This window comes from Ciceribacter azotifigens (assembly GCF_048159625.1).
Classification (GTDB): Bacteria; Pseudomonadota; Alphaproteobacteria; order Rhizobiales; family Rhizobiaceae; genus Allorhizobium; species Allorhizobium azotifigens.
Genome location: NZ_JBLQTA010000003.1, coordinates 188,775 through 215,205 on the forward strand (window position 1 = coordinate 188,775; position 26,431 = coordinate 215,205).

Genomic DNA, 26,431 nt, shown 5'->3' on the forward strand with positions numbered 1-26,431 from the left:
GCCGGTCCAGTCATGAAAGACAAACGTCAAAATTCGGTTTTGGTGGCTGGGCTGCTGATCGCCTTCGGCATGTCCGTTGCAGGGTCGGTACCGGCGCTGGCACAGGCAACGAAAAGCAATCTCGACGGCCTGAAGCTTTCCAACGACAAGCCGATCCAGATCGAGAGCGACGAGCTGCAGATCCGCGAGCAGGAGAAGGTCGCGCTCTTCAATGGCAACGTGAAGGTCGTACAGGGCACCACCGTCCTGCAGTCGGGCAACATGACGGTTCATTATCGGGGCGACAGTACCTCGGTGACCAGCGGCAATGCCGACATTCAGAAGATCGACGTCACCAATAAGGTCTTCCTCTCCTCCGGCACGCAGCAGGCCACCGCGGAAAGCGGCTATTTCGACATGGACCGTCAGGTGTTCGTGCTCGAGGGCGACCGGGTGGTTCTGTCGGAAGGCCAGAACGTCTTCGTCGGCTGCAAGCTGACGGTCCAGATGAATACCGGCGAAGCAAAACTCGACAGTTGCGGCGGCCGGGTACAGATCCAGCTCGACCCGAAATCCCAGAAGAAATAACCGGACCGGTCGACACGTGAAGATTCCTTTCGCCTCAGCACTGTCCGGCGCGCTACGGACGCGACAGCCGAGCCCCGACGAGGCACGTCTGGATAAGACGCGCTATCAGGGAACGCTGATCGCCCACGGCCTGACGAAGAGCTACAATACCCGTCGCGTCGTCAACGGGGTGTCGCTGGTCGTGCGCCGTGGGGAAGCCGTCGGGCTGCTCGGCCCCAACGGTGCCGGCAAAACGACCTGCTTCTACATGATCACGGGACTGGTGCCCGTCGACGCCGGTACGATCGCCATCGACGGCAACGAGGTGACCGCCATGCCGATGTACAGGCGCGCGCGCCTGGGTGTTGGTTATCTGCCGCAGGAAGCATCGATCTTCAGGGGGCTGAGCGTCGAGGACAACATCCGGGCAGTGCTCGAGGTCCACGAACCGAGCCGCGACAAGCGGGAAGCCAAGCTCGATGAACTTCTCTATGAATTCCACATCGAGAAGCTGCGCAAATCTGCAGCAGTGGGCCTGTCCGGCGGCGAACGACGTCGCCTTGAAATCGCCCGCGCGCTTGCGACCGACCCGACATTCATGCTGCTCGACGAGCCATTCGCAGGCGTCGACCCGATCTCGGTATCGGACATTCAGAATCTTGTCCGGCACCTGACGGCACGCGGCATCGGGGTACTGATCACCGACCATAACGTGCGCGAGACGCTCGGCCTCATCGACCGGGCCTATATCATCCACGCCGGCGAGGTCCTGACCCACGGCCGCGCCAACGACATCGTCAACAACCCCGACGTTCGGCGGCTTTATCTCGGCGACAAGTTCAGCCTCTGAGCCACGCAGTCGCCCAGCACGAATCTCCACCGTCCGGCTTGACCAGACCGGATAAAAAAGCAATTTTTGGGCCAGTTGGAGTTTCCTCGCGACAGGCGGCGGTCTGAGCGGGTGAATTTCGGGGAGTTTCGCGTCCATCATGGCTTTGTCGGCCAATCTATATTTGCGCCAGAGCCAGTCCCTGGTCATGACTCCTCAGCTGATGCAGTCCATCCAACTGCTCCAGATGACCCACTTCGAACTCGTCCAGTTCATCGCGCAGGAGGTCGAAAAGAATCCGCTTCTCGATTTCGCTCCGGAGGGCGGCGACGGCGGATCGGAACCCCTGCGAGGCGAGGAAGCACTTGCCGCGCAGGAAACGACGGCTGGTGAGGAAGCCGGTACTCCCGAAAGCGACTGGTATGAGAACGCCAAGGGCGTCCCACTCAACGAAAGCCTCGACTCCAATTTCGACACTGCGTTTGCCGACGAAGGTGTCTCGGCCCGCGCCGACGCTCCCGAGTTGCTGGGGCAGTGGAAGTCAATGCCAGGCGCCAGCTCCGATTCCGGGGAGGGTTACGACCTCGACGATTTCGTTGCCGGCCAGATAACCTTACGCGATCATCTGAGCCAGCAAATTCCCTTCGCATTTCCGGAGGCGTCCGACCGCATGATTGCGCTCGCCCTCATGGACCAGGTCGATGAAGCAGGCTATCTGCGCACCGATCTTCAGGAGGTGGCGGAGCGCTTCGGGGGGACGCCCGAGCGCGTAGAGCAGGTCGTCGGCGTCTTGCAGACCCTCGACCCCCCCGGGATCTTTGCCCGTTCGTTGAGCGAATGCCTCGCAATTCAGCTGAAACAACGCGACCGCCTCGACCCTGCAATGGCGATGCTGGTCGACAATCTCGAGCTTCTCGCCAAGCGCGACTTCGCGACCCTTAAAAAGCTTTGCGGAGTCGACGAAGAAGACCTGATCGATATGCTTTCGGAGATCCGCGGCCTGAATCCGAAGCCGGCGAGCGGGTTCGAGACGAATTTGAGCGAGGCAGTCGTCCCCGACATCATCGTTCGTCCGGCGCCTGACGGCGGCTGGACTGTGGAGCTCAACCCCGACGTCCTGCCGCGAGTTCTCGTCAACCAGAGCTATTACACCAGGGTGACAAAAAGCCGCGACGCGAACGCCGGAGATCAAGCCTTCCTCGCCGAGTGCCTGCAGAATGCCAACTGGCTTACCCGCAGCCTCGACCAGCGCGCCCGAACCATCCTCAAGGTCGCCAGCGAGATCGTCCGGCAGCAGGACGCCTTTCTGCGCCACGGCGTCGATCATCTCCGTCCGCTGAACCTGCGCACGGTCGCGGACGCCATCAAGATGCATGAATCCACGGTCAGCCGCGTCACCTCCAACAAGTACATGCTGACCCCGCGAGGCCTTTTCGAACTGAAATACTTCTTCACCGTTTCCATTGCGTCGGCGGAGGGCGGCGACAGCCATTCGGCGGAAGCGGTACGGCATAGAATCCGCACGCTGATCACGCAGGAGAACCCGGACGCGGTCCTCTCGGACGACGACATCGTCAGCGCACTGAAGGACAGCGGCATCGACCTTGCGCGACGCACCGTCGCCAAGTACCGCGAGGCGATGAATATACCTTCGTCGGTACAGCGGCGGCGCGAAAAGCGTGCACTCGCAAAGGCGACCGCAAGGTGAACATGCCGCGTGCCGCTTGTTAAGAATCGGTTAGCGGTCCGTTGACTCTCGCGCAAAGCTTGTCTAGAAGCCCGCCCCGATTGGCAAAGGAGACGGCCCCCTGGTTATCCCCAGTCTCCGCCCAGCGACAGCCCTGGCGGGCGACATTGCTGCGTGAAGAGCTTGGATGCAGACGGCGGTTGACGTAAACTGGTACCCGCAAATCACAATAAGAAGGGAAACTCCATGAGTGTGCGCGTATCCGGCAAACATATGGAAATCGGCGATGCCTTCCGGCAACGGATTGAAGATCGGATTAGGGAGACGGTCACCAAATATTTCGACGGTGGGTACTCCGGCCAGATCACGGTAACGAAATCCGCGGCCGCAGCCGCGCCGTTCGTGGCCGACTGCCTGCTCCACCTCGACTCCGGCGTCAACCTGCACGCCACCGGCTCCGCGAACGACCCGCTGATTTGCTTCGACATCGCCACCGACCGCATCGACAAGCGGCTGCGCCGCTATAAGCGGAAGCTCAAGGATCGCCATCCGAACAGCGGCGCCGGCACGCCCGCCGAAGTCGCCTACACCGTGATGGATGCCGTATTCGATGAGCATGAGGAAGTTCCCGAGGATTACGCGCCCGCCATCGTCGCCGAAAGCACCAAGCAACTGCGTACCATGTCGGTTGCAAGTGCGGTCATGGCCCTCGACATGACGGACGAGCCTGTGCTCTTGTTCCGCAGCCCGGGCAGCGAGCAGATCAACATCGTCTACCGTCGCAATGACGGCAATATCGGATGGATCGACTCCGCCAACATCAAAGGCTGAGCCAAACCGGAAGCGGCGGTCCCCGCCGTTTCCTTCCCCTTTGATTCGGCGGCATGAAGGATTTTGAAATGGCCTTGGCAGATTTGCTGCAACAAGACGCAGTCGTCCCCGCCCTCAGGGTAAACTCCAAGAAGCAGCTGCTTCAGGAGCTCGCCGCGAAAGCCTCAAAACTCACGAACATCCCCGAACGGGAAATCTTCGACGTCATCCTGCAGCGGGAGCGTCTGGGTTCCACCGGTGTCGGCAACGGCATCGCCATCCCGCACGGAAAGCTGAACAGCATCAGGAATATCACCGGAATTTTCGCACGGCTGGAAACGCCGGTCGATTTCGAAGCGCTCGACGACCAGCCGGTCGACCTCGTGTTTCTGTTGCTGGCACCGGAAGGCGCAGGTGCGGACCATCTGAAGGCGCTGTCGAGGATCGCGCGCGTCCTGCGCGACCAGGACCTCGTCGCCAAGCTCCGCGCGACTGAATCCGCCTCGGCCATCTACGCGTTCCTCAACGAGGAACAGGCGAACGCCGCCTGATATCGTCCCAAAAGAAAGGGCGTCGACTTTCGCCGACGCCCGCGTTTCCGAAAGAAATCGGATAAGAATCAGGCTCCCTTCTCGCCAGCCGATGCAGCATTGGCTTCCGGCTGGGCTTCGGCCTTCTGGCCGCCCTTCGCAACGCCGACCATGGCCGGACGCAGAACGCGGTCACCGATCGTAAAGCCAGCCTGCACCACCTGGACGACGGTGTTGTTCGGGACGTCCGGATTGGGAATCTCGAACATAGCCTGGTGGAAATTCGGGTCGAACTTCTGGCCCTGCGGCTCGATCTTGCGGACTCCGTGCCGTTCAAGCGTCGAGAGCATGCCGCGCTCGGTCATTTCAACGCCCTCGATGAGCGCAGACAGACCGGCGTCCGCGGACGCGCGCGCCTCTTCCGAGATGGCATCAAGAGCGCGGCGCAGATTGTCGGAGACAGCCAGCATGTCCCGGGCGAAGCCGGTCACCGCATAGGCCTTGGCATCCTTTACGTCGCGTTCGGTGCGGCGGCGCAGGTTGTCCATCTCGGCGGCGAGGCGCAGGAAACGATCGCGCAGTTCGGCATTTTCGGCCTTCAACGTCTCCAGGGGATCGACTTCCGCCTTCGGCGCTTCGGGTTCCCCATTCTGCTGCTCGTCGATCTGGTTTTCAGCGACGGTGGCGTCAGGTCCGTTTTTCTTGGTTTCGTCGGTCATGACGTTCTCCGATTGAATCTCGTTTGGAATTCGTGTCCGATATCAGGGTTTGAGGTCGAAAAATCAAGGCTGCGGTGCGATATCACCGTCCGGATTGCTATCCCATCCGCCGATGCGCCTAACGCTTGGAGCGTGACAGGCGTGCCATGAGCTGCGCCGTGTAGTCGACCATGGGAACGATGCGGGAGTAGTTGAGGCGCGTCGGGCCTATGACGCCGACAGCGCCAACGATTCGCTCGTCGCTGTCCCTGTATGGCGCGACGATCAGCGACGAACCGGAAAGCGAGAACAGCTTGTTCTCCGACCCGATGAAAATCCGGACACCGGGGCCGGTCTCCGCGAGATTGAGGATTTCGATGAGGCTTTCCTTGCGCTCCAGATCGTCGAAAAGGAGACGCAGCCGGTCGATGTCCTCGGCGCCCGCCACCCCCTCGAGCAAGTTGGCCCGGCCGCGGACGATGAGCCGCGTCGGCTTCTCCGCCTCCACCCCGCCGGACCATACGGCGAGGCCACGCTCAACGAGGTCCTGCGAAAGCGCGTCAAGCTCGCCTGCGACCTGCTCCTTGAGCTTGACGAGTTGGCTTCGCAGTTCGGGTAGCGTCTGGCCGGCGAGATTGGCATTGATGAAGTTGGCCGCCTCCGTCAGTTGCGATGCCGTCACGCCTGCGGGCAGGTCGATGATGCGGTTTTCGATCTGATTGTGTTCGCCGACCAGCACCGCCAGCGCCTTCGTCGGCTCCAGCCGGATGAATTCCACGTGCTTCAGGATCTGGTCACTCTTGGCGGCGATCACCAGTCCCGCCCCGCGGGACAAGCCCGAAAGCATGCGGCTCGCGTCGGTTAGGAGGTTTTCCAGCGGCTGATCGGCATCGTGAGGACGAATCTGCCGCTCGATGCTCTGGCGTTCGCTCTCCGACAAATTGCCGACCTGCATGAAGGCGTCGACGAAGAAACGCAGCCCCTGCTGGGTCGGCATCCGGCCGGCGCTGATGTGCGGCGCGTATATGAGGCCGAGGTCCTCGAGATCGCTCATGACATTGCGCACGGAGGCGGGGGAAAGAGACATCGGCAGGAGACGCGAAAGGTTGCGCGAGCCGAGCGGTTCTCCCGAATCGAGATAGCTTTCGACGATGCGCCGGAAAATCTCGCGTGATCGGTCGTCCAGCACGGAAGATATCTCTTTGACCGGAGTATTCGCCATGACCGTTGCGATGCAAACCCTGTTCGAACAATGCCCTAGGCGAATATAGTCACTTGCAGTCCGATCACAAACGGGAAAATCCCTGTCCTGCGGGACGCGAAAGGCCGGTTTTTCTTTGCAAATCGCTGCGCTCGACCGTAGAAGGCCATAGAAAGTTTCAAGGAGAAGCCAATGCGGCCGTCAGGCAGAAAAACCGACCAGATGCGCAAGATTTCATTCGAGCGCAATTTCTCGAAGCATGCGGAAGGTTCCTGTCTCGTGAAGTTCGGGGATACCCATGTGCTCTGCACGGCGAGCCTCGAGGACAAGACGCCGCCGTGGCTGCGCAACAGCGGCAAGGGCTGGGTGACTGCCGAGTATGGCATGCTGCCGCGGGCCACCGGGGAGCGCATGAAGCGGGAGGCGGCGGCCGGCAAACAGGGCGGACGAACCCAAGAAATCCAGCGGTTGATCGGCCGCTCGCTGCGCGCCGTCGTTGACCTCGAAGCCCTCGGCGAACGCCAGATCACCATCGACTGCGACGTCATCCAAGCGGACGGCGGTACGCGCACGGCGTCCATCACCGGCGGCTGGATTGCGCTGCACGACTGCCTGAAGTGGATGGAAGCGCGCAACATGGTCAAGGTCGACCGGGTGCTCAAGGACCACGTCGCCGCGATCTCCTGTGGCGTCTTCGCAACCCAGCCGGTCATCGATCTTGACTATCTCGAAGACTCGGCGGCGGAGACCGACGCCAATTTCGTTATGACGGGAAGCGGCGCGATCGTGGAAATCCAGGGCACGGCGGAAGGTACCCCCTTTACCGAGGACGAGTTCCTGACACTGATGCGGCTTGCTCGCGCTGGCATCGGCGAACTGGTGACCCTACAGAAGCAGGCAATCCTCTGATTGCCGCCGCAAGGCGCGGGAGCAGATAGTGTCGAGCGAGCTCGAAGGTATTCTTGAAACGGCGCTCTACGCCTCCGATCTCGAGGCCGCCGAGGCGTTCTATGGAGACGTGCTCGGCCTCGACGTCGTGATCCGGCAAGAAGGACGGCACGTCTTCTTCCGTTGCGGCACAGGCATCCTGCTGATCTTCGATCCCGCGGCAACCATCCAACCGACACCGGCCGGTGCTCTTCCGTTCCCGCCGCACGGCGCGACCGGCCCGGGGCACGCCTGCTTCCGGGTCTCGCGCGACAAGATGGACTCTGTCCTTGCCCGTCTTGAGGCCGCCGGCGTTGCGATCGAGGCCGATTTCCACTGGCCGAACGGTGCCCGGTCGATCTATTTCCGCGATCCGGCCGGCAACAGCCTGGAATGTGCCGAGCCTCGTCTCTGGAATCTCGAATAGGACCTGAAGTATGCGCAAGCTCGAAACCAAGACCATCGTCGTTGCCAGTCACAACGCGGGCAAAATCGCGGAGATTGCCGATCTCATCGGGCCGCTCGGGTTCTCCGCGAGATCGGCGGCTGACCTCAAGTTCGAAGAGCCGGAAGAAACCGGAACCACCTTCGAGGAAAACGCAGCCATCAAGGCGCTCGCCTCGGCGAAGGCCTCGGGTATGCCGGCCCTTTCCGACGATTCCGGCCTGGTGATCGACGCCCTCGACGGCGCGCCTGGCGTCTACACGGCGAACTGGGCGGAACGCGAAGACGGCAGCCGCGACTTCGCCATGGCGATGGAGAAGGTTGAAAAGGCCCTGCAAGACCGCGGCGCGACAGCACCGGAAGAGCGCGCGGCGCGCTTCGTCAGCGTGCTCTGCCTCGCCTGGCCCGACGGCCACACGGAGACCTTCCGCGGCGAGGTCGAGGGCATTGTCGTCTGGCCGCCGCGTGGCACTTCCGGCTTCGGCTACGATCCTGTCTTCCAGCCGGAGGGACACCAACGAACCTTCGGCGAGATGACGGCGCAGGAGAAGCACGGCTGGAAACCCGGACAGACAAGTGCGCTGTCTCATCGCGCCCGCGCCTTCAAGCTCTTCGTCGAAACCTGCCTGGAGGCCTGACGCCGGCATGTCGGACGCCACACCGTTCCTTCTTCCCGACACGGGCGAGCCCGGCTTCGGTGTCTATGTCCACTGGCCGTTCTGCGCGGCGAAGTGCCCTTACTGCGACTTCAACAGCCATGTACGCCACCAGCCCGTGGATCAGCCGCGTTTCGTCGCGGCCTTCCTGCGGGAAATAGAAACGATGCGCCGCCTCAGCGGACCAAAGACCGTCACCAGCATCTTCCTCGGCGGCGGCACACCCTCCCTTATGGAGCCGGCGACCGTCTCGGCAATCCTCGAGGGGATCGCTCGCCTGTGGCATGTGCCGGACGGCATCGAAATCACCATGGAGGCCAATCCTTCGAGCGTGGAGGCGACCCGGTTCCGCGGCTACCGGTCGGCCGGGGTCAACCGCGTCTCTCTCGGTGTCCAGGCGCTCAACGACACGGATCTGAGATTTCTCGGGCGGCTGCACGATGTGGCCGACGCGCTGAAGGCGATCAAACTCGCCCGCGAGATTTTCCCGCGGATGTCCTTCGACCTGATCTACGCCCGTCCCGGCCAGACCGTGGAAACCTGGGAGCCGGAATTGCGGCAGGCGATCTCCTATGCGGTCGACCACCTGTCGCTCTACCAGTTGACGATCGAGGAAGGCACCCCCTTCTTTGGCCTGCACAAGGCCGGCAAGCTCGTGGTGCCGGATGGTGACCTGTCCGCCGATCTCTACGAGGCGACACAGGAGATCACCGAAAGCGCAGGGCTGCCAGCCTATGAGGTCTCGAACCATGCCCGGCCGGGCGCCGAAAGCCGCCATAACCTCACCTACTGGCGCTACGGCGACTACGCGGGGATCGGCCCCGGCGCCCATGGCCGCCTTTCCCGGGGACGCGAGAAGCTTGCGACAGCGACCGAACGTAACCCGGAAGCCTGGCTTTCCGCCGTCGAGCACGCCGGTCACGGTATGGTGGAACAGGAAGTCCTCGGTACCGACGAGCAGGCCGACGAACTGCTGCTGATGGGACTTCGCCTTCGAGAAGGCGTGGACCTTGCCCGCTGGCAGCAGCTTTCCGGCCGCGACCCGGACCCGGCGCGCGAACAGACTTTACTGGAACACGGCTTCATCGAACGGCTCGGCAATTCCAGACTGCGTTGCACGCCGAAGGGGATGCTGATCCTCGACGCCGTCGTCGCCGATCTCGCCTGCTAGCAGAAAGGGAGGATGCCAGTGTCCGTCGACGACGCCTTTGCGCGGCACGACATGGCAATCCTCTACGACAGCTTCAACGGCGACGGTCCCGATCGCGAATTCTATCTCCGACTTGCAGACAAACCCTGCCGTATTCTGGATCTCGGCTGCGGTACCGGCTCGCTGACGCTTGCACTTGCCCGACGCGGACATGCGGTGACCGGGCTGGACCCCGCTCCGGGTATGTTAGCGGTCGCAAAAGCCAAGGATACTGACCGCATCGTCGACTGGGTTTCCGGAAGTGCCATGGACTTTACGCTCGATCGGAAATTCGATCTCATCATCATGACCGCGCATGTCTTCCAGGTTTTTCTCGATGACTCGGAAGCGAGCGCGGTGCTCGCCTCCGCGTACAAGCATCTCGCCCCGGGCGGCCGCCTGGCCTTCGAGAGCCGCAATCCACTCGTGCGGGAGTGGGAGCGGTGGACCGAGCCACTTACGCGCGAAAAGGTCGAGATACCAGGCATTGGTGCAGTCGAAGTCTACTACGAGGTCCGGCAAGTCGAAACCGAGCACGTCACCTTCGACACGGTCTTCACGCTCAACGAGACAGGCGAACAACGGACCAGTGCCAGTACTCTGCGCTTTCCGGGCCGGGCCACCATTGCTCGCCTTCTCGATGAAGCCGGCTTCCTTACCGTCGACTGGTATGGGGATTGGAAGCGTTCCCCACTTACCCCGCAGAGCCCCGAAATCATCGCCATTGTAAGCCGCTGAGGACCTCAGCCCCGAGAGGCGCGGGTCGCCAGCCGGCGCCACAATCTCCCGTCGATCGCGAGAAGGCCGAGCCCGATCGCCAGCATTCCGACGAAGTGCCGCGGGGCGAGGCGCTCGCCGAGCACCAGCGCACTCAGGAGGATCGCGCTCGGCGGGATGAGGATTGTTACCAGCATGATATTCGTCGCACCCGCCGTCGCAAGAATCCGGAAGAAGAGAATGTAGGCGAGCGCCGTCGAGAGGACGGCAAGGCCCAACAGCGCGATCCAGGTCTCTGGTCCAGGGAGCGGCAGGGCGAAGGGGCGATCGATGAAGAGCGCTGCCGGCAAAAGCAGCAAGGACGAGGCCGTCACCTGGCCGGCGGCCGGCAGGAGTGGCGGCAGCCCCATGCGGCGGAAACGGCGGCCGTAAACGCTCGCAAAGGCGTAACTCAGCGCCGCACCGAGGACGGCAAGTTCGCCCCAGGCATCGCCACCGAGGTCGCCGAGCACGGCTGGCCCGATCATGATCACAACCCCGGCGAGGCCGATCAACAATCCCGCCACGCGGTTCACTGTCAGCCTCTCGTCTTCGGTCAACAGATGTGCCACGAGAACCCCGAAAAGTGGCGTGGTGGCATTAAGGATCGCCGCGAGCCCGCTTGCGATATGGGTCTGCCCCCAGACGATCAGCGTGAAGGGCACGGCGTTGTTGAGAAGCCCCATGCCGAAGAAGGAAAGCCAGGCGTCACGGCTTTTCGGCACGGCAATCCCCGAAAGCCGGACAACGATCCAGAGCGTAATCGCAGCCAGCAGGACACGAGCCGTCACGATGGTGAGCGGTGGCCAGACCTTGACCAGAATTCCGTTGAAGAGAAAGGATCCGCCCCAAAGCAGCGAGAGCCCGAGAAGCATCAGCCATTCCGTAGTCGCCATTTCCCTGTGAGCCATAGCAATCTCTCCTTTTCCGAAAAGATCGCAAATCTTGGGGTAGCCCACCACCCGATTTCCGCCGCTGGCGAAACGCGGATCCGGCGAGCGGGAAACGATAAGGCACGAAAGACTCAGCCTCAACGCCGGTTCATGCCGGCCTTGCGACTACGTGAAGCCATTCCGTCGCCACACCGTCGTAGCCACCACCATGTGCGCATTCGACGACCGGTTCTGCAAATCCTTGCATCCTGTACTGATGGATGAGCCATTCCGGCGCCGGCCGGTTGTAGTAGCGGCCGAACTGGTCGTAGCCTTCGCCCTGCCCTGCTTTGAAGCTTGCATAGAACAGTCCGGCCGGACGCAGGGCACGGCGGATCTTTCCAAGTATCCGCGGCAGCTCCGCCAGCGGCACGTGCAAGAGACAGGCATTGGCCCAAATGCCGTCATAGAGACTGATCTCATCGAGCTCGGAGAAGCGCATGACCCGCACAGGACGGCGAAGCCGCATCTCGGCTTGGAACGCCATGGCCGCCGAGCCGTCGGTCGGCACCACGTCGAACCCGCGCGCAAGCATAGTTGCGCTGTCGTCGCCGGCGCCACAGCCGAGCTCCAGAATACGCGCGCCGGACGCCAGTCCGCCCAGAAAGGCGTCAAGCCTGGCGTGCGGCACAGATCGCGAACGCCCTGCATAGGCGTCTGCATTCGCTTCGTAGAAGGCCAGCGACGGATCGCCGTGCATTACATCTCCGGTCGTCTGTCCGCAAAGCGAAAGGCCGGCGTCTCCGCCGGCCCTGCATCACGCGTTGTTCTCATTGATCAACCGCTTGAGAAGCTCGATCTCGTGGCTGAGCTTGGTGTCCGCGCCGATCAATTCCTCGATCTTTCGGACCGCATGCAGCACTGTGGTGTGGTCGCGTCCGCCGAAGCGGCGGCCGATCTCCGGGAAAGAGCGGGGCGTCAGCGTCTTCGACAGATACATGGCGATCTGCCGAGGCTTGACGATCATCCGCGTGCGGCGGTTCGAGACCAGTTCCTGACGTGAGACGTTGTAGTGGCGGGCGACGACCCGCTGGATGTCCTCGATGCGAACCCGCTTCTGTTCTCCGGCTCCAACCAGATGGGCGAGCAGTTCGTCCACGCGATCGACCGACAGGTTCGGCTCGAACGAACGACGGAAGATAAGCTGATTGAAGGCGCCTTCTAGATCACGGCCGCTGCTTGCGACGCTGCGCGCCACGTGCGCGAGGATTTCGGCCGGAATGTCGAGCGAACCATCGTCCTTCTGCGCGGCCTCGAGCCGCTTCTTCAGCATGGAGAAGCGCATCTCGAAGTCCGGCGCCTCCATCTCTATCGCAACGCCGCCCTGCAGGCGCGAGCGGACACGCGGGTCGAGCGACTCCAGTTCCCAAGGCGCGCGGTCGGCGGCCACGACAACCTGTTTGGCGCTGTCGAGCAAGGTGTTGAGGAGATGGCAGAACTCGTGCTGGATCATCTTCCCCTGCAGGAACTGCATATCGTCGATAATGAGCAGGTCGATGTTGCGCAGCGAATCCTTCAACGTCAGCGCGTCGTTGTCGCGGATGGCGGTCGCGAAGCGCCACATGAAATACTCGGCCGTCAGATAAACGACACGCGGCGCCCGCGGGCTCTGGATCGCGGCATTGGCAACGGCCTGCAGAAGATGGGTCTTGCCGAGGCCGACCGAGGAATGAATGAAGAGCGGATTGAAGCGAACGGCACCGGCGCCGGCCTCGGCAATGGTCTTGGCCGCTGCGAGCGCAACACGGTTCGACGCGCCTTCGATGAAACCGTCGAAGGTGAAACGGGAGTCCAACGGCGAACCGAAGAGCGGTCCGGGCGGCGACGAACGGGGCGCAGCACCCTGATGCGCGGCAACCTGTCCGATCTGCTGGGGTGTGGTGGGCTTGCGAACGGCGGATGACGGAATGGTTTCGGAAACCGGCTTGTGCTGTTCATCCGACACCTGCGGGCGCACGCTGCGACTCGCACTGCGCACGACGATCTCGACCTTCAGGATGCTCGCATCTTCCTGCTGGATGATATTCGTGATCAGGTCCAGATAGCGATTGTTGATCCACGACTTGAGAAAGGTCGTGGGAACCGACAGGCGCAGGACGCTCTTCGAAGCTGAATGCAGCTTCAGGCGGCCAAACCAACTCGCATAAACATCCGGCCCGACCTGAGCCTTCAGCCTGGCGCTGAAGCGCTCGAACAACACATCATGCGTCGCCACAGACGAGTCCTCCGCCGCTTCAGAACGAACAATACTCGTCGTCTCCCGTGCATGGTCCCCGTCAACCGCTGCACCGGCCGTCAGTGAATTAATTTGCATTTTGCCGCCTTCCAAAAAATACCGTCGCCGAACAGTGCAATTCCCGCCCAGCTGCCTTTGACTGTCCGTGGTGTCTCTCACAAGAAACAGCACACCTCACGAAACGAGGCCGGATCCCATGCCAAGCGGATCAGGCACCCTGCCGTGACGGCCCAAGGCCAGTCCCCCTTTTTCATTCATCAAACTCGCCGATCGCCCACCCTCGAAACGGACATTCGGCCGCGCCTTCGCCTGCCCCTTACTAATTTCGCCAGCCCCTGAAACTGTGCGCAAACTCACCCCGTCGCAACCCGAACGGATTACGATGAAAGGCCAAACACTGGATGAAAAAACGGAACTAGAACCATTCCGCTACGAAAGCCACCGGACGTTTCAACACCTGACCAGCAGTTGCAGACCGTCCCCGAGGTCAACTCTGTGCCTCTCGTTGGGAGCCATTTAGGCAGGATCAAAAGCCAAGATCAACAGCGAATTTTACCCAAAATTAAGTTCGAACCATTGACTCTTGACCCGAATTTTGCCCGCCACAATTAGGGAAAAAAGAATCGCTGTTGAATCAAGGGGATTCAAAAACGGCAGTCCGCCGTCGCCCCTCGCGGCAAAAAAAATAAAAATTCGCTTGACTCGAAACTTGTGCCGCCTGCCGTTAAGTGAAGAGGAGGCGCTCCGCCCCACCTCCACTAATTTATTGTTTTTAAACGCTTTTTCTTGTCACCGTAGTGACATCAGGTTGTCAATATGACAGACCAATGACAACGATATGAAAGAAAACACGAAAAGCCCGGCTGGACAGCCGAGCTTTACGAAAAGTGGCAATTTTGTGTCTTAAATTAGACAGCCAGTGCCTTAACCCGCTGGGCAAGACGCGAGATCTTGCGCGATGCGGTATTGGCATGAACGACACCCTTGGTCGCCGCACGATGCAGCTCGGGCTGGGCCGCCTTGAGAGCTTCACGCGCTACGGCGACGTCGCCGGAAGCGATGGCCTCTTCGACCTTACGAATGAAACCACGAACCCGCGAACGGCGAGCCTTGTTGACTGCAGTACGGCGAGCGATCTTGCGGGTCGCCTTCTTCGCCGAAGTGGTATTGGCCATGGATGCCTCTCTTCGAATTCTAACCAAACTCCGCCATCGCCGCATCGGGTCCTTGCGACCTACGCTTTCAGCAATTCGGGAGCAATCGCGGAAAAGCCAGAAGCTTTCCTAACTGTGGGCGGGCATATAGCGGGAAAGCGGAGCGGCGTCAACGCGCAATTTCGCCAAGGCCGCCCGGTGCCGGCTGCTTTTGCTCTCAACGGTTCCTGAATGCCGCCTTGCGCTTTTCCACGAAGGCGGTCATGCCCTCCTTCTGGTCTTCTGTTGCAAACAACGAATGGAAAAGACGCCGTTCGAAACGCAGGCCCTCGGCCAACGTCAGTTCGAAGGCGCGATTGACGCTCTCCTTGGCCATCAGCACGGCAGGCGCGGAAAAAGCCGCGATCTTTTCGGCCGCGGCGATTGCCTCGTCCAGCAGCCGTTCCGGCTCGACAATGCGCGCCACGAGCCCCGAGCGCTCGGCTTCGGCAGCATCCATCATGCGGCCGGTCAGGCAGAGATCCATGGCCTTCGCCTTGCCGACCGCCCGGGTCAGGCGCTGCGAACCGCCCATGCCGGGTGTGACGCCGAGCGTGATCTCGGGCTGGCCGAACTTTGCGGTCGTGGAAGCGATGATAAAGTCGCACATCATTGCAAGCTCGCAACCACCACCGAGGGCGAAGCCGGAGACCGCGGCGATCATCGGCTTGCGGAAACCTGCGACATCATCCCACCCGCTGATGAAATCGCCGAGATAGGCATCGACAAAGTCGAGAGACTGCATCTCCTTGATGTCGGCGCCGGCCGCAAAGGCCTTCTCCGAGCCGGTGAGGACGACGGCGCCGATATCACTGTTCCTCTGGAAGCCCGCGAGCACCTGGCGCAGCTCCTCCATCACCGTCGAATTAAGCGCGTTCAGCGCCTGCGGCCGGTTGAGCGTGACGATCGCCACGCGACCGCGAACCTCCACGAGCAGCGTCTCATAAGTCATTCCAATCTCTCCCTTAGTCATTTCTGGCAACGGCTGCAAAAGAATGTCGAGCGGCCGGACTGAACGATGCGCGCCACGGTACCGTCGCATTCGGGGTTCGCGCAAGCATGACCTTCGCGGTCATAGACGCGGAACGTATGCTGGAAATAGCCGAGCGTTCCATCCGTGCGGATGTGCTCACGCAGCGACGAGCCTCCGGCGGCGATTGCGTCGGCAATCACCGTGCGAATGGCATCGACGAGGCGGAAAAGCTCCGTCTTCGGCCGTCCGGTCGGCGTGACCGTTGCACCGGCTGGCTTCTTAGGCGAAAGCCCGGCGCGCCAGAGCGCCTCACAGACGTAGATGTTGCCGAGCCCCGCGATATTGCTCTGGTCGAGAAGCGCCGCCTTTAGCGGCTGGCTGCGCCCGGCAAAACGCAGGGCCAGGCCTTCCGCGTCGAGAGCATTGCCGACCGGCTCGGGCCCGAGCTGACGAAACGCCGGATAATTGTCGAGATCGACGCGCGGCAGGAGATCCATGAAACCGAAGCGTCGCGGATCATTATATATGACGCGCAAGGCTCCTTCCGCTCCTTCGATATGAAAAACGACATGGTCGTGCTTCTCATCCTTCGAGCGGGCATGATGAAACGCGCCCGGCACTGCGCTTGCCGTCTCCTGCTCAACTCTGAAAGAACCGGACATGCCGAGATGCGCAACGACCGTCTCACGACTGTCGAGGTCGATCAGCAGATATTTCGCCCTGCGACCGAGACCGACAATCCGCGTTCCCGAAACCCGCTCGGCAAAACCCGGAGGAAACGGAAAGCGAAGATCGGCACGGCGCAGTTCCAGGCGCCCAATCCGCGCGCCTTCCATGGCGGGCGCGAGCCCTCTTCTGACCGTCTCCACCTCTGGCAATTCCGGCATTGCTGGCCCATCTTTCTGTTTCAACCACGCTTCTTGTGGTCTATAGACCAGCGCGAAGGTGTCGCAGCCGGTACCGGCGAGACAGATAGCGTGCCTTGGACGATTTCGCTATGGTCACCCGGCCATAAAGGACAATGGAGCGAGCACATGGCTGAAACCCGCACGACCGCCGAAGGCGGCATGGCGACATCGTATGGCTTCCGCGATGTGCAGGAGGGCGAAAAGCAGGGCCTCGTCAACGACGTCTTCCACAAGGTGGCCAAGCGCTACGACATCATGAACGATGTCATGTCCGCCGGCCTCCACCGGGTCTGGAAGAACGCCATGGTGGCAGCGCTCAACCCGCGAAAGGATCCCGCCTACAAGGTGCTGGATGTCGCGGGCGGGACCGGGGATATCGCCTTCCGCATCATCGAGGCCTCTGGCCGCCTTGCCCATGCGACCGTGCTCGACATTAACGGCTCCATGCTCGCCGTCGGCGCCGAACGGGCGGCGAAGAAGGGACTTTCCGACAATGTCACCTTCGTGGAGGCGAATGCCGAAGAACTGCCCTTCGAGGACAATAGCTTCGACGCCTATACCATCGCATTCGGCATCCGGAACGTGCCGCATATCGACGTTGCGCTGAAGGAAGCCCATCGCGTGCTGAAACGCGGCGGGCGTCTGCTCGTGCTCGAGTTTTCGGAGGTCGACATGCCGCTGCTCGACCGGTTCTATGACGAGTGGTCGTTCAAGGCGATCCCGCATTTCGGGCGGATGATCACCGGTGACGCCGAGCCCTACCAGTATTTGGTGGAATCGATCCGCAAGTTCCCCAACCAGCGCGATTTCGCCGCAATGATCTCGAAGGCCGGCTTCTCGCGCGTCACCTTCACCAACTACACCGGTGGCATCGCCGCACTGCATTCCGGCTGGAAGCTCTGACCGATGAGGGCATTGTCCATGAAGCCCCTCCTCGAGAGGGCCATCGAGGCTGAAAACGCACGATGAGCACGATCGGCGCATATTTCCGCCTGGCGCGGGTCGGCTGGGTTTTGGTGCGCGAGGGCGTGATATCCGCCCTGCCCTCCGAGGGTCTGCCGCCGATGGTCGTCTTCGCCCAGTCTGCCGCGGGGCTATTTGCGCGCAAGCGCGCCATGCGCGAACGCCGCTCGGATCGCCTGTCGAAGGCGGTGGCCCGCCTCGGCCCGTCCTACGTGAAGATCGGCCAGTTTCTCGCGACCCGTCCCGACGTCGTCGGCGCGGAGATCGCGGAAGACCTTTCCGGCCTCCAGGACCGCATGGATTTCTTCCCGACCGAGGCCGCCAAGCTCTCCATCCGCGAGTCGCTTGGACGTCCCGTTGGCGAGCTCTACGCCTCTTTCGATGAGCCCATCGCGGCCGCCTCCATTGCCCAGGTTCACCTCGGCGAAGTCGAGACCGGAAAGGGCCGCCGGAAGGTTGCGATCAAGGTCATTCGCCCCGGGGTCCGCCGGCGTTTCGCAGCCGACCTCGAGGCGATGTACATCGTCTCGCGCCTGCAGGAGCGCTTTCTTCCGCACATGCGACGGCTGAGGCCGGTCGAAGTGACGCGGACGCTCGAGCAGACGACCAAGGTCGAGATGGACCTTCGGCTGGAGGCCGCAGCGCTCTCCGAGCTCGCCGAAAATACGAAGAACGATCCGGGTTTCCGGGTCCCTGCCGTCGACTGGGAGCGCACCGGGCGTGACGTCGTCACCATGGAATGGATCGACGGCATCAAGATGTCCGACGTCGATGCACTCAGGGCTGCCGGCTACGATCTCAACGCGCTGGCTGACACGCTGATCCAGTCTTTCCTGCGCCACACGCTGCGCGACGGCTTCTTCCACGCCGACATGCATCCCGGCAATCTCTTCGTCGACGAAAGCGGCATGATCGTCGCCGTCGACCTCGGGATCGCCGGTCGGCTCGGCAAGAAGGAGCGACGCTTCCTGGCGGAGATCCTCTACGGCTTCATCACCCGCGACTATCTGCGCGTCGCGGAGGTGCATTTCGAAGCCGGCTACGTTCCCTCCCACCACAATGTCGCGAGCTTCGCACAGGCAATCCGCGCCATCGGCGAGCCGATCCACGGCCAGCCGGCCGAAACCATTTCGATGGGACGGTTGCTGACGTTGCTCTTCGAGGTGACCGAGCTCTTCGACATGGCGACCCGCCCCGAGCTCGTGATGCTGCAGAAGACCATGGTGGTGGTCGAGGGCGTGGCGCGGATGCTTAATCCGCAGTTCAACATGTGGAAGGCGTCCGAGCCGGTCGTTTCCGGCTGGATTCGCGACAATCTCGGCCCGAAGAGGATCGTCACCGACCTGAAGGACGGATTGCACGCGGCCGTGCGCCTTGCCGAGGCGATCCCCGAGATCGCGGTAAAGACCGAGAAATTCCATGCCGAACTGATGGCGATGAGCGAGAACGGCCTGCGCCTCGACCGGGAAACCACGGACGCAATCGGGCGCTCCGAGGCGCGTCATGGCCGGCTTGGTCGACTGGCGCTCTGGGTCATCGCCGCGTCGCTCATCTACATTGCCATTCAGATCAGCTGACGCGGCACCGAGACCGACGGCGGGCGGGTGCGCGAAAATCGATTTCGATTTGCCACGCCTTGCGCTAGCTTCGCGCAAAAGAGCGACCGGACGACCAAATGACCTTATCCGCCAAACGCATCCTGCTTATCATTTCCGGCGGCATCGCCGCCTACAAGAGCCTCGACCTTATCCGTCGATTGCGCGAACGCGGCGCGACGGTGCGGCCGGTCATGACGCGAGCCGCGCAGGAATTCGTCACCCCGCTTGCCGTCGGCGCGCTCTCCGCGAGCCATGTCTACACCGATCTCTTTTCCCGGGAAGACGAACAGGACGTCGGCCATATCCGCCTTTCGCGGGAGTGCGACCTGATAGTCGTAGCCCCGGCCACCGCCGACCTGATGGCGAAGGCGGCGAACGGTCTTGCTGACGACCTTGCCTCTGCCGTGCTGCTTGCACGCTCGCGTCCCGTGCTGATGGCTCCGGCCATGAATCCCATGATGTGGTCGAATCCGGCGACGCGCCGCAACGTTACGCTCCTGAAGGCGGACGGCGTGACCTTCGTCGGTCCTGCAGAAGGCGAAATGGCGGAGGCGGGCGAACGGGGGCTCGGTCGCATGGCCGAGCCGCTCGATATCGTTGCGGCAGTAGAAGCCCTTCTGGACACCGGCCCGAAACCGCTTGCCGGCAGGACGGCAATCGTTACCTCTGGCCCTACCCACGAGCCGATCGACCCGGTGCGCTACATCGCCAACCGTTCGTCAGGACGGCAGGGCCACGCGATTGCAGCGGCGCTGGCGAAGCTCGGCGCAGAGGTCACCCTCATATCCGGCCCCGTAACCATTCCAGATCCCGCCGGAGTCACCACCCTTCACGTCGAGCGGGCGGAGGAAATGCGGGATGCGGTTATTTCGCGCCTGCCAGCAGATATCGCGGTCATGGTCGCGGCGGTCGCTGACTGGCGGGTCGCTTCGTCCTCCGGCCAGAAAATCAAGAAGCTCGCAGGCGAGGCGCCGCCGCCGCTCGAACTCGCCGAAAACCCCGACATCCTGAAAACCGTCGGCCACCACGGCCAACGGCCGACGGTTGTCGTCGGTTTCGCTGCCGAGACGCAAGATGTGGAGGCCAACGGCCGCCTCAAACTGGAAAAGAAGGGTGCCGACCTGATTGTCGCCAATGACGTTTCACCGGAAACCGGCGTCATGGGCGGCACACGCAACCGGGTGAAGCTGATCACCAAGTCGGGGATCGAGGAATGGCCAGAACTCGACAAGGATGCGGTCGCCGAGCGTCTGGCAAAATGGATCGCCGGGCACCTGAACCGGGCAGCATTTCGATGAGCTTCTTCGAACGTGCGAACTTCGACGCCTTCACCACCGGATTGGCCGGCGTGACCCTCGTGGACCAATGGGGGTCACGCGTTGCCAAGGTCGGCGACAAGGTATTTGCCGTCCTCAATGACGACGGCGCCAAGATCGCGTTCAAGGTCAGCGAGGAGAGTTTCGAAATCCTGACCGCCCTCGACGGCGTCGGTCAGGCACCCTATTTCGCCAAGCGCAAGTGGGTCGCCGCCTCTTCGACGGCGGCGCTGTCGGATGCTGAAGTGCGCCACTATTTAAAGCGCTCCTACGATCTGGTCGCCGCCGGCCTTACGAAGAAACTCAGGGCGGATCTCGGTATTCCAGTCTGAGAAGCGAACGGCCGCTCAGCTCGCCATCGCCGGCTTCGTCACAGCCGCACCGTCCACGGACGGCTGGAAGCGGGTGACCTCGATCCCCTTTTCCGAAAGTGTCACTGCACTGCCGGCCGGAATCTCCATCCAGGCGTCGGTGTCGTCGTTGAGCGGCTCGGAAACGAGGCAGTGCCCGCCCGCCCCCATCGGCGCGGCGAACAGGGTCGGCGCGTAGGCGTCGGTCGCGTAGCGCACCGCATGAAGCGTATGCCCGTCGGAAAAGGCCGCGGTGAACCGCACCTTTACGCTGCCGGTCAGATTGAGGCTCAGTTGTTCGACAAAGCCTATTGCCTCGGCCATGGCGGCGAGAGGCCGCTCGCGCATGCCGAACTGCAGGGCGAGCAGGAACAGGAGTTCGGAGTCGGTCGTGCCGACGCGTGCATTGAAATGTTCGTCGTCCAGCATCGATTCCATCGACCGACGCAGACGATCGAAGTGGTCGATCTGGCCGTTGTGCATAAAGGACCAGGTGTCACAGACGAAGGGATGGCAATTGTCCCGACGCGTGGAACCATGCGTCGCCGCGCGGACATGCGCCAGAAAGAGCCGCGAACGGATCTGCCGTGCCATGCTCTTCAGATTGCAGTCCGACCAGGCCGGCAAGACATCGCGGAACCGACCGGGTTCCGGACGATCTCCGTACCAGGCAATGCCGAAACCGTCCGCATTGGTCGCCGTTTTCGCGCGGGTCGCGCAGTGGGACTGCTCGATGAGGGAATGCGCGGGCGAGGTGACGAGCTCTTCAAGATAGATCGGTTGACCGCGATAGGCTGCCCAGCGACACATGCTGCAATAGACTCCGGATGCGTTCCGCCAATGGCGGCAAGGGATTAACTATTTTTGCCTTAATTGGATAACGAAAGCTAAATAGCCCATTCGCGGCCGAATTTTGACTGGCCGGCGCGATCACATTTTGCGCCGGAGGATTGCGTTCTGTGAACACTGCGTTCCGGCGAACGGCCTTCGCCGCCCGCCGTATTTCCCTATATTGGGGGCAACTGAAATTCCGCTCGGAAGGAGCAATCCAATGTCCATTCGACCTGTGAAACATGAAAGTCGCGCCACGCCCACGATGGAAGGGGCCGGTGTCAAATTGCATCGCGTCTTCGGCTTCGGCGATCCGTCGATGACCGATCCCTTCCTGATGATGGACGATTTCCGCAATGACAATCCGTCGGATTACATCCGCGGCTTTCCCTGGCACCCTCATCGCGGCATCGAGACGATCACCTATGTCCTAGCCGGCACGGTCGAGCATGGCGACAGTCTCGGCAATCAGGGCCTGCTCGGTGCCGGTGACGTGCAGTGGATGACGGCGGGAAGCGGCATCATGCACCAGGAGATGCCGAAAGGCGATTTCGCCGGCAGAATGCACGGTTTCCAGCTCTGGGCGAACCTGCCGTCGTCGCTGAAAATGACCGCGCCGCGCTATCAGGACATCAAGAGCGCGGACATTCCCGTGATCATTGACGACGACGGCACCGCGGTCCGCGTCATCACCGGAGACTTCTGGGGCAAGACTGGTCCCGTCGACGGCATCGCGGCCGAACCCGTCTATCTCGACATCTCGGTTCCGCCGGGCAAACGGAAGAGCTTCCCGGTCGATACCTATCGGTCCGCATTCGCCTATATCTTCGCCGGCTCCGGTACATTCCGCGAAGCCTCCAAGCCTTTCGGCGTAAAGGTCGAGAAAGAGTACCAAGGCCAGGAACTCAACATCCGGGATCTTTCCGGCAATCGTACCCTCGTCGTCTTCGACACCGGAGACGAGGTCACGGTACAGGCCGGCGAGGACGGCATCCGCTTCCTTCTCGTCACCGGCAAGCCGATCCGGGAGCCGGTCGCCTGGCACGGACCGATCGTCATGAACACGCGCGAGGAACTGATGCAGGCAATGCGTGACCTGCAGAACGGCACCTTCATCAAGGCCGATCACTAGGCTTCAGCGGAGGACGGCGCCGGGCTCCACGCCCGGCGCCGTCGGATAACACATTCGACACTGCTGCGATCCGCCCTAGGTTCCATAGAAGAACCCGAAGGAGGCGCGCCGATGCATATCGATGGACAATGTCACTGCGGTTACGTGCGGTACGAGGCTGACATCGACCCCACCCAGGTCTCGATCTGCCACTGCACCGACTGCCAGTCGCTGACAGGAAGCGCCTACCGTGTCACGGTTGCGGCAACTCGCGACCGTTTCTCCCTTCGCAGCAATGCGCCGAAAGCCTACACAAAGGTCGGCGACAGTGGTGCGGTTAGTGTGCAATACTTCTGCCCGAAATGCGGCTCGCCGATCTACCGCGCCAGTAGCGATGCAAGCGACGCCCGGATCGGCATTCGCATCGGCACGATCCGCCAGCGCCGGCAACTGATGCCGAGCCGACAGTTCTGGCTGCATTCGTCATTGCCGTTCGTCCATGATCTCCGCGCCCTGCCCGGAACGGACCGGGACTGAAGGCAAGGGACAAACTCGCTGAAAGGGGAAGGACCGCTATGAAGGAATTTCCGCTTGCCAAGGTCTACCAGCTCATCGAGCCCGGCCCGGTCGTCCTCCTGACGACCTCGGAAAACGAGCGCCCGAACGTCATGGCCATGTCCTGGCACATGATGATGGAATTTACCCCGCCGATGATCGCGTGCATCGTCAGCGGGGCGGACCACAGTTTTCATGCGCTCCAGCAGACCGGCGAATGTGTGATCGCCATCCCGACGGTCGAGCTTGCCGAGAAGGTCGTAGCGGTCGGGAATTGCTCCGGTCGGGACACCGACAAGTTTGCGACGATCGGCCTGACGCCGCTGCCCGCCGAGGAGGTGCGTGCGCCGCTCATCGGCGAATGCTTCGCGAACCTCGAATGCCGCGTGGTCGATCAGGGTTTCGTACCACGCTACAATCTCTTCGTGCTGGAGGTGGTGAAGGCCTGGTACGATCCCGCCCAAACGGCACCGCGAACCATTCACCATCGCGGCTACGGCACATTCGCCATCGACGGCGAGGAAATCACGCTCGACTCGCAGATGCCTTGACCGTCTGGCCGATTATGCTGCGCCTTTGCTTTTCCAAAGCGCATGAAAGTGGTGCACAGGTCCGTGCCCGGAGCCGACGTTCAAGACATCCGCGGCATCGATCGCTCCAGCGACATAGGTCTTGGCCACCGCGACGGCGTCTTGCGGCAGCACTCCTTTCGCAAGTTCGGCGGCGATCGCACTCGACAGCGTGCAGCCGGTGCCATGCGTGTTGCGGGTCGCAACGCGCGGCGCCTCGAACCAGGTGAGGCCCGCCGCAGAGGCGAGCACATCCGGGCTGTCCACCCCAGGAAGGTGCCCCCCTTTGACCAACGCCATGTTCGCGCCAAGCGCCACGAGCCGCAGCGCCTGATTTGCCATTTCCTCGCGACTGCTGGCCTCTGGCTCTCCGAGAAGAGCCGCCGCCTCCGGCAGGTTCGGCGTGACGATCGTTGCCAGCGGCAAGAGCCGTGTTTTGAGGACCGTCATCGCATCATCCGTCAGCAGTGACGCGCCACCCTTGGCGATCATTACCGGATCGAGAACGACAGGCACATCGACATGACGCGCGAGTACGTCGGCCACGGCTCCTGCAATCGCCGCATCGGCGATCATGCCGATCTTCACGGCACTTACCCTTATGTCGGCGAAGACGGCCCGGATTTGCTCCGCGACGAAATCCGGCGGCACGACGTGTATGCCGGTCACGCCTCGCGTGCTCTGTGCCGTCAGGGCGGTTACCACGGCCATACCGTACACGCCCAGCGCCGAAAACGTCTTGAGATCCGCCTGTATGCCGGCACCGCCTGACGGATCGGAACCGGCAATGGACAGGGCGTTGGCGATCACCGGTGCCCGCGGTGTATTGTCTGCGCTCCGAAGATCACTCATCATCAGCCTTTCCGTGCGGAAAGGTCACGGAACCAGGCACCAACGACCTTCGGCTCCGGACGACTCCCTCCGCCAGCATGATCTGGTTCAGGTTCAAAGGGTTCTTCTCAGCCCAACCTTCCGGTGGACGCCCCTGTCTCGCCTTCCTGTCGCACAGATCGCCGCCGCTGTCACGCAGGCTGTCGCAGGGCGGTTGCCGCTGGAAGACGAAGCTGGCACTCTGCATGATGCTGGCAGAGTCCACCTAGGCAGCACATCGGAGCCGTCGCGCGCATGAGTAAGGGCCGATTCGAAATTGCGAACACTGCGCTTTTCGGCGTGACCGCGGTCATGGCCGACACGCGACACAGCTTCCTGCGCCACACCCACGACGCCTTCGGAATCGGGATCATTCGCCGTGGTGCGCAGAAGTCCCTGAGCGGGCGCGGCGTGGTGGAGGCGGGTCCAGGCGACATCATCACGGTCAATCCCGGAGAGGTGCACGACGGCGCGCCGATCGGCGACCACGGTCGTTTCTGGCAGATGCTCTACCTCCTGCCCGAGACGATAGCGGCCGCGACACTGGAGATCACCGAGGGCGGCGGGGGGATGTTCGAGTTCGAGCATCCGGTCATCCGGGACGCCCGCCTCGCGGGGCGCTTTCGACAGTTCTTTGCCGCCGCCACGGCAGACGACGGGGCGCACCTCGCGTGCGAGACAGAATTTCTGGCACTCGTCGCCTCCATGTTACAGCCTCGCGCGACGGCGGTCGCAGCGAAGAGTGCCGGCATCCGGCGCGCAGCAAGACTGCTCGATGACGACCCCGCCCGTCCGGTGACCCTCGGCGAATTGGCGCAGGAAGCCGGCCTCAGCAAGTTTCAGTTGCTTCGGGCCTTTGTACGGCAGACCGGCTTCACGCCGCACGCCTATCAGATCCAGCGGCGGATCGACGTCGCACGGCGCCTCATCGGCGACAGCATGCCACTCGCCGAGGCGGCAGCAGCAAGCGGCTTCGCCGATCAGAGTCATATGACCCGCGCCTTCGTCCAGCGATACGGGGTAACACCCGGCGCCTATGCAGCGGCCCTGCACTGAGAACCAGCCGCAATTCTGTTCAAGACCCGCTGCCGCATTCCGGTGTCTGCTTCGCTCTCCAGCCCAAAAGAGGAGAGCCGCTATGACCCCAGAATACCTCCTGACGTCGCTGATCATCATCCTTTTGCCCGGCACCGGCGTCATCTACACGATCGCCTATGGTCTTGGCGCCGGCTGGCGGGCGAGCGTGATCGCCGCTTTCGGCTGTACGCTCGGCATCATCCCCCATGTCGCGGCAAGCATCACCGGCCTTGCCGCACTCCTTCACGCAAGCGCCCTCGCCTTCCAGGCCGTCAAGTATCTCGGCGTCGCCTATCTGCTCCTCATGGCATGGGGCATATGGCGGGACGAGGGTGTGCTACAGGTCACCTCGACCCGCGCGGCTTCCGGAGCAGGCAAGATCATCCTCGACGGACTGCTCCTCAACATCCTCAATCCGAAGCTGTCGCTTTTCTTTCTCGCCTTCCTGCCGCAATTCGTTCCGGCGAACACCCCAAACGCGTCCCTGCACATGCTGGTACTGGCCGGCGTCTTCATGGGACTGACCTTCGTGGTCTTCATAGGCTACGGCGTCTTCTCCGCGGCCACGCGGCGCCACGTCATCGCACGACCAAGGCTGCAGTTGTGGCTACGCCGGTCGTTTGCCGGCGCTTTCGCAGCGCTCGGGTTACGCCTGGCGGTCGCCGACCGTTAGGAA

General features: G+C 62.2%; 29 protein-coding genes and 1 riboswitch. Of the genes, 19 read left to right on the forward strand and 10 right to left on the reverse strand.

The window, feature by feature from the left end; genetic code table 11:
• Window positions 1-12: 12 nt before the first annotated feature.
• From ACM6UT_RS06005 to ptsN, 5 genes are all read left to right on the forward strand, one after another.
• Window positions 13-567, forward strand: coding sequence for an LptA/OstA family protein (locus ACM6UT_RS06005; RefSeq protein WP_416796440.1), 555 nt, complete (start codon window positions 13-15; stop codon window positions 565-567).
• A gap of 40 nt (window positions 568-607) precedes the next feature.
• On the forward strand, window positions 608-1,396 hold the full coding sequence (gene lptB, locus ACM6UT_RS06010; RefSeq protein WP_416796686.1) for an LPS export ABC transporter ATP-binding protein: 789 nt from the start codon (window positions 608-610) through the stop codon (window positions 1,394-1,396).
• 139 nt (window positions 1,397-1,535) lie between these two features.
• Window positions 1,536-3,083, forward strand: coding sequence for an RNA polymerase factor sigma-54 (gene rpoN, locus ACM6UT_RS06015; RefSeq protein ID WP_416796441.1), 1,548 nt, complete (start codon window positions 1,536-1,538; stop codon window positions 3,081-3,083).
• Between the two features lie 225 nt (window positions 3,084-3,308).
• Window positions 3,309-3,893: a ribosome hibernation-promoting factor, HPF/YfiA family gene (hpf, locus tag ACM6UT_RS06020; RefSeq protein WP_416796442.1), complete on the forward strand. Its 585-nt coding sequence runs from the start codon at window positions 3,309-3,311 to the stop codon at window positions 3,891-3,893.
• Between the two features lie 68 nt (window positions 3,894-3,961).
• The gene (gene ptsN, locus ACM6UT_RS06025) at window positions 3,962-4,423 is read left to right on the forward strand and encodes a PTS IIA-like nitrogen regulatory protein PtsN (protein WP_416796443.1); all 462 of its coding nucleotides are present in this window, start codon (window positions 3,962-3,964) and stop codon (window positions 4,421-4,423) included.
• Between the two features lie 68 nt (window positions 4,424-4,491).
• On the opposite strand, the gene grpE is transcribed toward ptsN, so the two are convergent.
• Entirely contained in the window at window positions 4,492-5,121 is a 630-nt protein-coding gene (gene grpE / locus ACM6UT_RS06030; RefSeq protein WP_416796444.1) for a nucleotide exchange factor GrpE, read from the reverse strand.
• A 118-nt stretch (window positions 5,122-5,239) separates the two neighbouring features.
• Window positions 5,240-6,322, reverse strand: a complete 1,083-nt coding sequence (hrcA, locus tag ACM6UT_RS06035; RefSeq protein WP_416796445.1) for a heat-inducible transcriptional repressor HrcA — start codon at window positions 6,320-6,322, stop codon at window positions 5,240-5,242.
• A 171-nt stretch (window positions 6,323-6,493) separates the two neighbouring features.
• Between hrcA and rph the strand changes: the two genes are divergently transcribed.
• From rph to ACM6UT_RS06060, 5 genes are read left to right on the forward strand one after another with little or no spacing between them, the layout of a single operon-like run.
• Window positions 6,494-7,210, forward strand: coding sequence for a ribonuclease PH (rph, locus tag ACM6UT_RS06040; protein WP_416796446.1), 717 nt, complete (start codon window positions 6,494-6,496; stop codon window positions 7,208-7,210).
• A gap of 28 nt (window positions 7,211-7,238) precedes the next feature.
• The gene (locus ACM6UT_RS06045) at window positions 7,239-7,655 is read left to right on the forward strand and encodes a VOC family protein (RefSeq protein WP_416796447.1); all 417 of its coding nucleotides are present in this window, start codon (window positions 7,239-7,241) and stop codon (window positions 7,653-7,655) included.
• A 10-nt stretch (window positions 7,656-7,665) separates the two neighbouring features.
• A complete protein-coding gene (rdgB, locus tag ACM6UT_RS06050) occupies window positions 7,666-8,310 on the forward strand; it encodes an RdgB/HAM1 family non-canonical purine NTP pyrophosphatase (protein ID WP_416796448.1) in 645 nt (214 codons plus the stop codon).
• A 7-nt stretch (window positions 8,311-8,317) separates the two neighbouring features.
• Window positions 8,318-9,499 (forward strand): radical SAM family heme chaperone HemW, encoded by a 1,182-nt coding sequence (gene hemW / locus ACM6UT_RS06055; protein WP_416796449.1) that lies wholly within the window; start codon window positions 8,318-8,320, stop codon window positions 9,497-9,499.
• Between the two features lie 12 nt (window positions 9,500-9,511).
• A complete protein-coding gene (locus tag ACM6UT_RS06060; protein ID WP_416796450.1) occupies window positions 9,512-10,255 on the forward strand; it encodes a class I SAM-dependent methyltransferase in 744 nt (247 codons plus the stop codon).
• 5 nt (window positions 10,256-10,260) lie between these two features.
• Here the strand turns inward: ACM6UT_RS06060 and ACM6UT_RS06065 are convergent, their stop codons facing one another.
• The 6 genes from ACM6UT_RS06065 to mutM all read right to left on the reverse strand — a co-directional run bounded on the left by ACM6UT_RS06065 (window position 10,261) and on the right by mutM (window position 16,494).
• On the reverse strand, window positions 10,261-11,184 hold the full coding sequence (locus tag ACM6UT_RS06065; RefSeq protein WP_416796451.1) for a DMT family transporter: 924 nt from the start codon (window positions 11,182-11,184) through the stop codon (window positions 10,261-10,263).
• 130 nt (window positions 11,185-11,314) lie between these two features.
• Complete coding sequence (locus tag ACM6UT_RS06070) at window positions 11,315-11,905, reverse strand: class I SAM-dependent methyltransferase (protein WP_416796452.1); 591 nt, start codon at window positions 11,903-11,905, stop codon at window positions 11,315-11,317.
• A 57-nt stretch (window positions 11,906-11,962) separates the two neighbouring features.
• Window positions 11,963-13,519, reverse strand: a complete 1,557-nt coding sequence (gene dnaA / locus ACM6UT_RS06075; protein ID WP_416796453.1) for a chromosomal replication initiator protein DnaA — start codon at window positions 13,517-13,519, stop codon at window positions 11,963-11,965.
• 830 nt (window positions 13,520-14,349) lie between these two features.
• Window positions 14,350-14,616, reverse strand: coding sequence for a 30S ribosomal protein S20 (gene rpsT, locus ACM6UT_RS06080; RefSeq protein ID WP_416796454.1), 267 nt, complete (start codon window positions 14,614-14,616; stop codon window positions 14,350-14,352).
• Window positions 14,617-14,812: 196 nt separating this feature from the next.
• Window positions 14,813-15,586, reverse strand: a complete 774-nt coding sequence (locus ACM6UT_RS06085; RefSeq protein ID WP_416796455.1) for an enoyl-CoA hydratase — start codon at window positions 15,584-15,586, stop codon at window positions 14,813-14,815.
• A gap of 17 nt (window positions 15,587-15,603) precedes the next feature.
• On the reverse strand, window positions 15,604-16,494 hold the full coding sequence (gene mutM / locus ACM6UT_RS06090; RefSeq protein WP_416796456.1) for a bifunctional DNA-formamidopyrimidine glycosylase/DNA-(apurinic or apyrimidinic site) lyase: 891 nt from the start codon (window positions 16,492-16,494) through the stop codon (window positions 15,604-15,606).
• 147 nt (window positions 16,495-16,641) lie between these two features.
• Here mutM and ubiE point away from each other — a divergent pair, with 147 nt between their 5' ends.
• From ubiE to ACM6UT_RS06110, 4 genes are all read left to right on the forward strand, one after another.
• Window positions 16,642-17,418, forward strand: a complete 777-nt coding sequence (gene ubiE, locus ACM6UT_RS06095; RefSeq protein ID WP_416796457.1) for a bifunctional demethylmenaquinone methyltransferase/2-methoxy-6-polyprenyl-1,4-benzoquinol methylase UbiE — start codon at window positions 16,642-16,644, stop codon at window positions 17,416-17,418.
• Window positions 17,419-17,480: 62 nt separating this feature from the next.
• Window positions 17,481-19,055, forward strand: coding sequence for a 2-polyprenylphenol 6-hydroxylase (gene ubiB / locus ACM6UT_RS06100; protein ID WP_416796458.1), 1,575 nt, complete (start codon window positions 17,481-17,483; stop codon window positions 19,053-19,055).
• 98 nt (window positions 19,056-19,153) lie between these two features.
• The gene (gene coaBC / locus ACM6UT_RS06105; protein ID WP_416796459.1) at window positions 19,154-20,374 is read left to right on the forward strand and encodes a bifunctional phosphopantothenoylcysteine decarboxylase/phosphopantothenate--cysteine ligase CoaBC; all 1,221 of its coding nucleotides are present in this window, start codon (window positions 19,154-19,156) and stop codon (window positions 20,372-20,374) included.
• A complete protein-coding gene (locus ACM6UT_RS06110) occupies window positions 20,371-20,724 on the forward strand; it encodes an MmcQ/YjbR family DNA-binding protein (RefSeq protein ID WP_416796460.1) in 354 nt (117 codons plus the stop codon). Before coaBC ends, ACM6UT_RS06110 begins: the two co-directional genes overlap by 4 nt.
• 15 nt (window positions 20,725-20,739) lie before the next feature.
• Here the strand turns inward: ACM6UT_RS06110 and ACM6UT_RS06115 are convergent, their stop codons facing one another.
• Window positions 20,740-21,552, reverse strand: a complete 813-nt coding sequence (locus ACM6UT_RS06115) for a class II glutamine amidotransferase (protein ID WP_416796461.1) — start codon at window positions 21,550-21,552, stop codon at window positions 20,740-20,742.
• 241 nt (window positions 21,553-21,793) lie between these two features.
• Between ACM6UT_RS06115 and ACM6UT_RS06120 the strand changes: the two genes are divergently transcribed.
• The 3 genes from ACM6UT_RS06120 to ACM6UT_RS06130 all read left to right on the forward strand — a co-directional run bounded on the left by ACM6UT_RS06120 (window position 21,794) and on the right by ACM6UT_RS06130 (window position 23,790).
• Entirely contained in the window at window positions 21,794-22,705 is a 912-nt protein-coding gene (locus tag ACM6UT_RS06120; protein ID WP_416796462.1) for a pirin family protein, read from the forward strand.
• 111 nt (window positions 22,706-22,816) lie between these two features.
• Window positions 22,817-23,221 carry a GFA family protein gene (locus tag ACM6UT_RS06125; protein WP_416796463.1) on the forward strand — a complete coding sequence of 135 codons (405 nt, stop codon included), beginning with the start codon at window positions 22,817-22,819 and terminating at the stop codon, window positions 23,219-23,221.
• Window positions 23,222-23,259: 38 nt separating this feature from the next.
• Window positions 23,260-23,790, forward strand: coding sequence for a flavin reductase family protein (locus tag ACM6UT_RS06130; RefSeq protein WP_416796464.1), 531 nt, complete (start codon window positions 23,260-23,262; stop codon window positions 23,788-23,790).
• A gap of 12 nt (window positions 23,791-23,802) precedes the next feature.
• Here the strand turns inward: ACM6UT_RS06130 and thiD are convergent, their stop codons facing one another.
• Entirely contained in the window at window positions 23,803-24,618 is an 816-nt protein-coding gene (gene thiD / locus ACM6UT_RS06135) for a bifunctional hydroxymethylpyrimidine kinase/phosphomethylpyrimidine kinase (RefSeq protein WP_416796687.1), read from the reverse strand.
• Window positions 24,619-24,707: 89 nt separating this feature from the next.
• A riboswitch (TPP riboswitch) is annotated at window positions 24,708-24,805 on the reverse strand.
• A gap of 128 nt (window positions 24,806-24,933) precedes the next feature.
• Here thiD and ACM6UT_RS06140 point away from each other — a divergent pair.
• Window positions 24,934-25,734, forward strand: a complete 801-nt coding sequence (locus tag ACM6UT_RS06140; protein WP_416796465.1) for an AraC family transcriptional regulator — start codon at window positions 24,934-24,936, stop codon at window positions 25,732-25,734.
• 82 nt (window positions 25,735-25,816) lie between these two features.
• Window positions 25,817-26,428, forward strand: coding sequence for a LysE family translocator (locus ACM6UT_RS06145; protein ID WP_416796466.1), 612 nt, complete (start codon window positions 25,817-25,819; stop codon window positions 26,426-26,428).
• Window positions 26,429-26,431 lie beyond the last annotated feature (3 nt).

Excerpts from the sequence above, each read along its gene's own strand:
- ACM6UT_RS06005 (WP_416796440.1), top strand. The coding sequence starts at position 13 with ATGAAAGACAAACGTCAAAATTCGGTTTTGGTGGCTGGGCTGCTGATC.
- rpoN (WP_416796441.1), top strand. The coding sequence starts at position 1,536 with ATGGCTTTGTCGGCCAATCTATATTTGCGCCAGAGCCAGTCCCTGGTC.
- hpf (WP_416796442.1), top strand. The coding sequence starts at position 3,309 with ATGAGTGTGCGCGTATCCGGCAAACATATGGAAATCGGCGATGCCTTC.
- ptsN (WP_416796443.1), top strand. The coding sequence starts at position 3,962 with ATGGCCTTGGCAGATTTGCTGCAACAAGACGCAGTCGTCCCCGCCCTC.
- grpE (WP_416796444.1), bottom strand. The coding sequence starts at position 5,121 with ATGACCGACGAAACCAAGAAAAACGGACCTGACGCCACCGTCGCTGAA.
- hrcA (WP_416796445.1), bottom strand. The coding sequence starts at position 6,322 with ATGGCGAATACTCCGGTCAAAGAGATATCTTCCGTGCTGGACGACCGA.
- rph (WP_416796446.1), top strand. The coding sequence starts at position 6,494 with ATGCGGCCGTCAGGCAGAAAAACCGACCAGATGCGCAAGATTTCATTC.
- rdgB (WP_416796448.1), top strand. The coding sequence starts at position 7,666 with ATGCGCAAGCTCGAAACCAAGACCATCGTCGTTGCCAGTCACAACGCG.
- hemW (WP_416796449.1), top strand. The coding sequence starts at position 8,318 with ATGTCGGACGCCACACCGTTCCTTCTTCCCGACACGGGCGAGCCCGGC.
- ACM6UT_RS06060 (WP_416796450.1), top strand. The coding sequence starts at position 9,512 with ATGCCAGTGTCCGTCGACGACGCCTTTGCGCGGCACGACATGGCAATC.
- ACM6UT_RS06065 (WP_416796451.1), bottom strand. The coding sequence starts at position 11,184 with ATGGCTCACAGGGAAATGGCGACTACGGAATGGCTGATGCTTCTCGGG.
- ACM6UT_RS06070 (WP_416796452.1), bottom strand. The coding sequence starts at position 11,905 with ATGCACGGCGATCCGTCGCTGGCCTTCTACGAAGCGAATGCAGACGCC.
- dnaA (WP_416796453.1), bottom strand. The coding sequence starts at position 13,519 with ATGCAAATTAATTCACTGACGGCCGGTGCAGCGGTTGACGGGGACCAT.
- rpsT (WP_416796454.1), bottom strand. The coding sequence starts at position 14,616 with ATGGCCAATACCACTTCGGCGAAGAAGGCGACCCGCAAGATCGCTCGC.
- ACM6UT_RS06085 (WP_416796455.1), bottom strand. The coding sequence starts at position 15,586 with ATGACTTATGAGACGCTGCTCGTGGAGGTTCGCGGTCGCGTGGCGATC.
- mutM (WP_416796456.1), bottom strand. The coding sequence starts at position 16,494 with ATGCCGGAATTGCCAGAGGTGGAGACGGTCAGAAGAGGGCTCGCGCCC.
- ubiE (WP_416796457.1), top strand. The coding sequence starts at position 16,642 with ATGGCTGAAACCCGCACGACCGCCGAAGGCGGCATGGCGACATCGTAT.
- ubiB (WP_416796458.1), top strand. The coding sequence starts at position 17,481 with ATGAGCACGATCGGCGCATATTTCCGCCTGGCGCGGGTCGGCTGGGTT.
- coaBC (WP_416796459.1), top strand. The coding sequence starts at position 19,154 with ATGACCTTATCCGCCAAACGCATCCTGCTTATCATTTCCGGCGGCATC.
- ACM6UT_RS06110 (WP_416796460.1), top strand. The coding sequence starts at position 20,371 with ATGAGCTTCTTCGAACGTGCGAACTTCGACGCCTTCACCACCGGATTG.
- ACM6UT_RS06115 (WP_416796461.1), bottom strand. The coding sequence starts at position 21,552 with ATGTGTCGCTGGGCAGCCTATCGCGGTCAACCGATCTATCTTGAAGAG.
- ACM6UT_RS06120 (WP_416796462.1), top strand. The coding sequence starts at position 21,794 with ATGTCCATTCGACCTGTGAAACATGAAAGTCGCGCCACGCCCACGATG.
- ACM6UT_RS06125 (WP_416796463.1), top strand. The coding sequence starts at position 22,817 with ATGCATATCGATGGACAATGTCACTGCGGTTACGTGCGGTACGAGGCT.
- ACM6UT_RS06130 (WP_416796464.1), top strand. The coding sequence starts at position 23,260 with ATGAAGGAATTTCCGCTTGCCAAGGTCTACCAGCTCATCGAGCCCGGC.
- ACM6UT_RS06140 (WP_416796465.1), top strand. The coding sequence starts at position 24,934 with ATGAGTAAGGGCCGATTCGAAATTGCGAACACTGCGCTTTTCGGCGTG.
- ACM6UT_RS06145 (WP_416796466.1), top strand. The coding sequence starts at position 25,817 with ATGACCCCAGAATACCTCCTGACGTCGCTGATCATCATCCTTTTGCCC.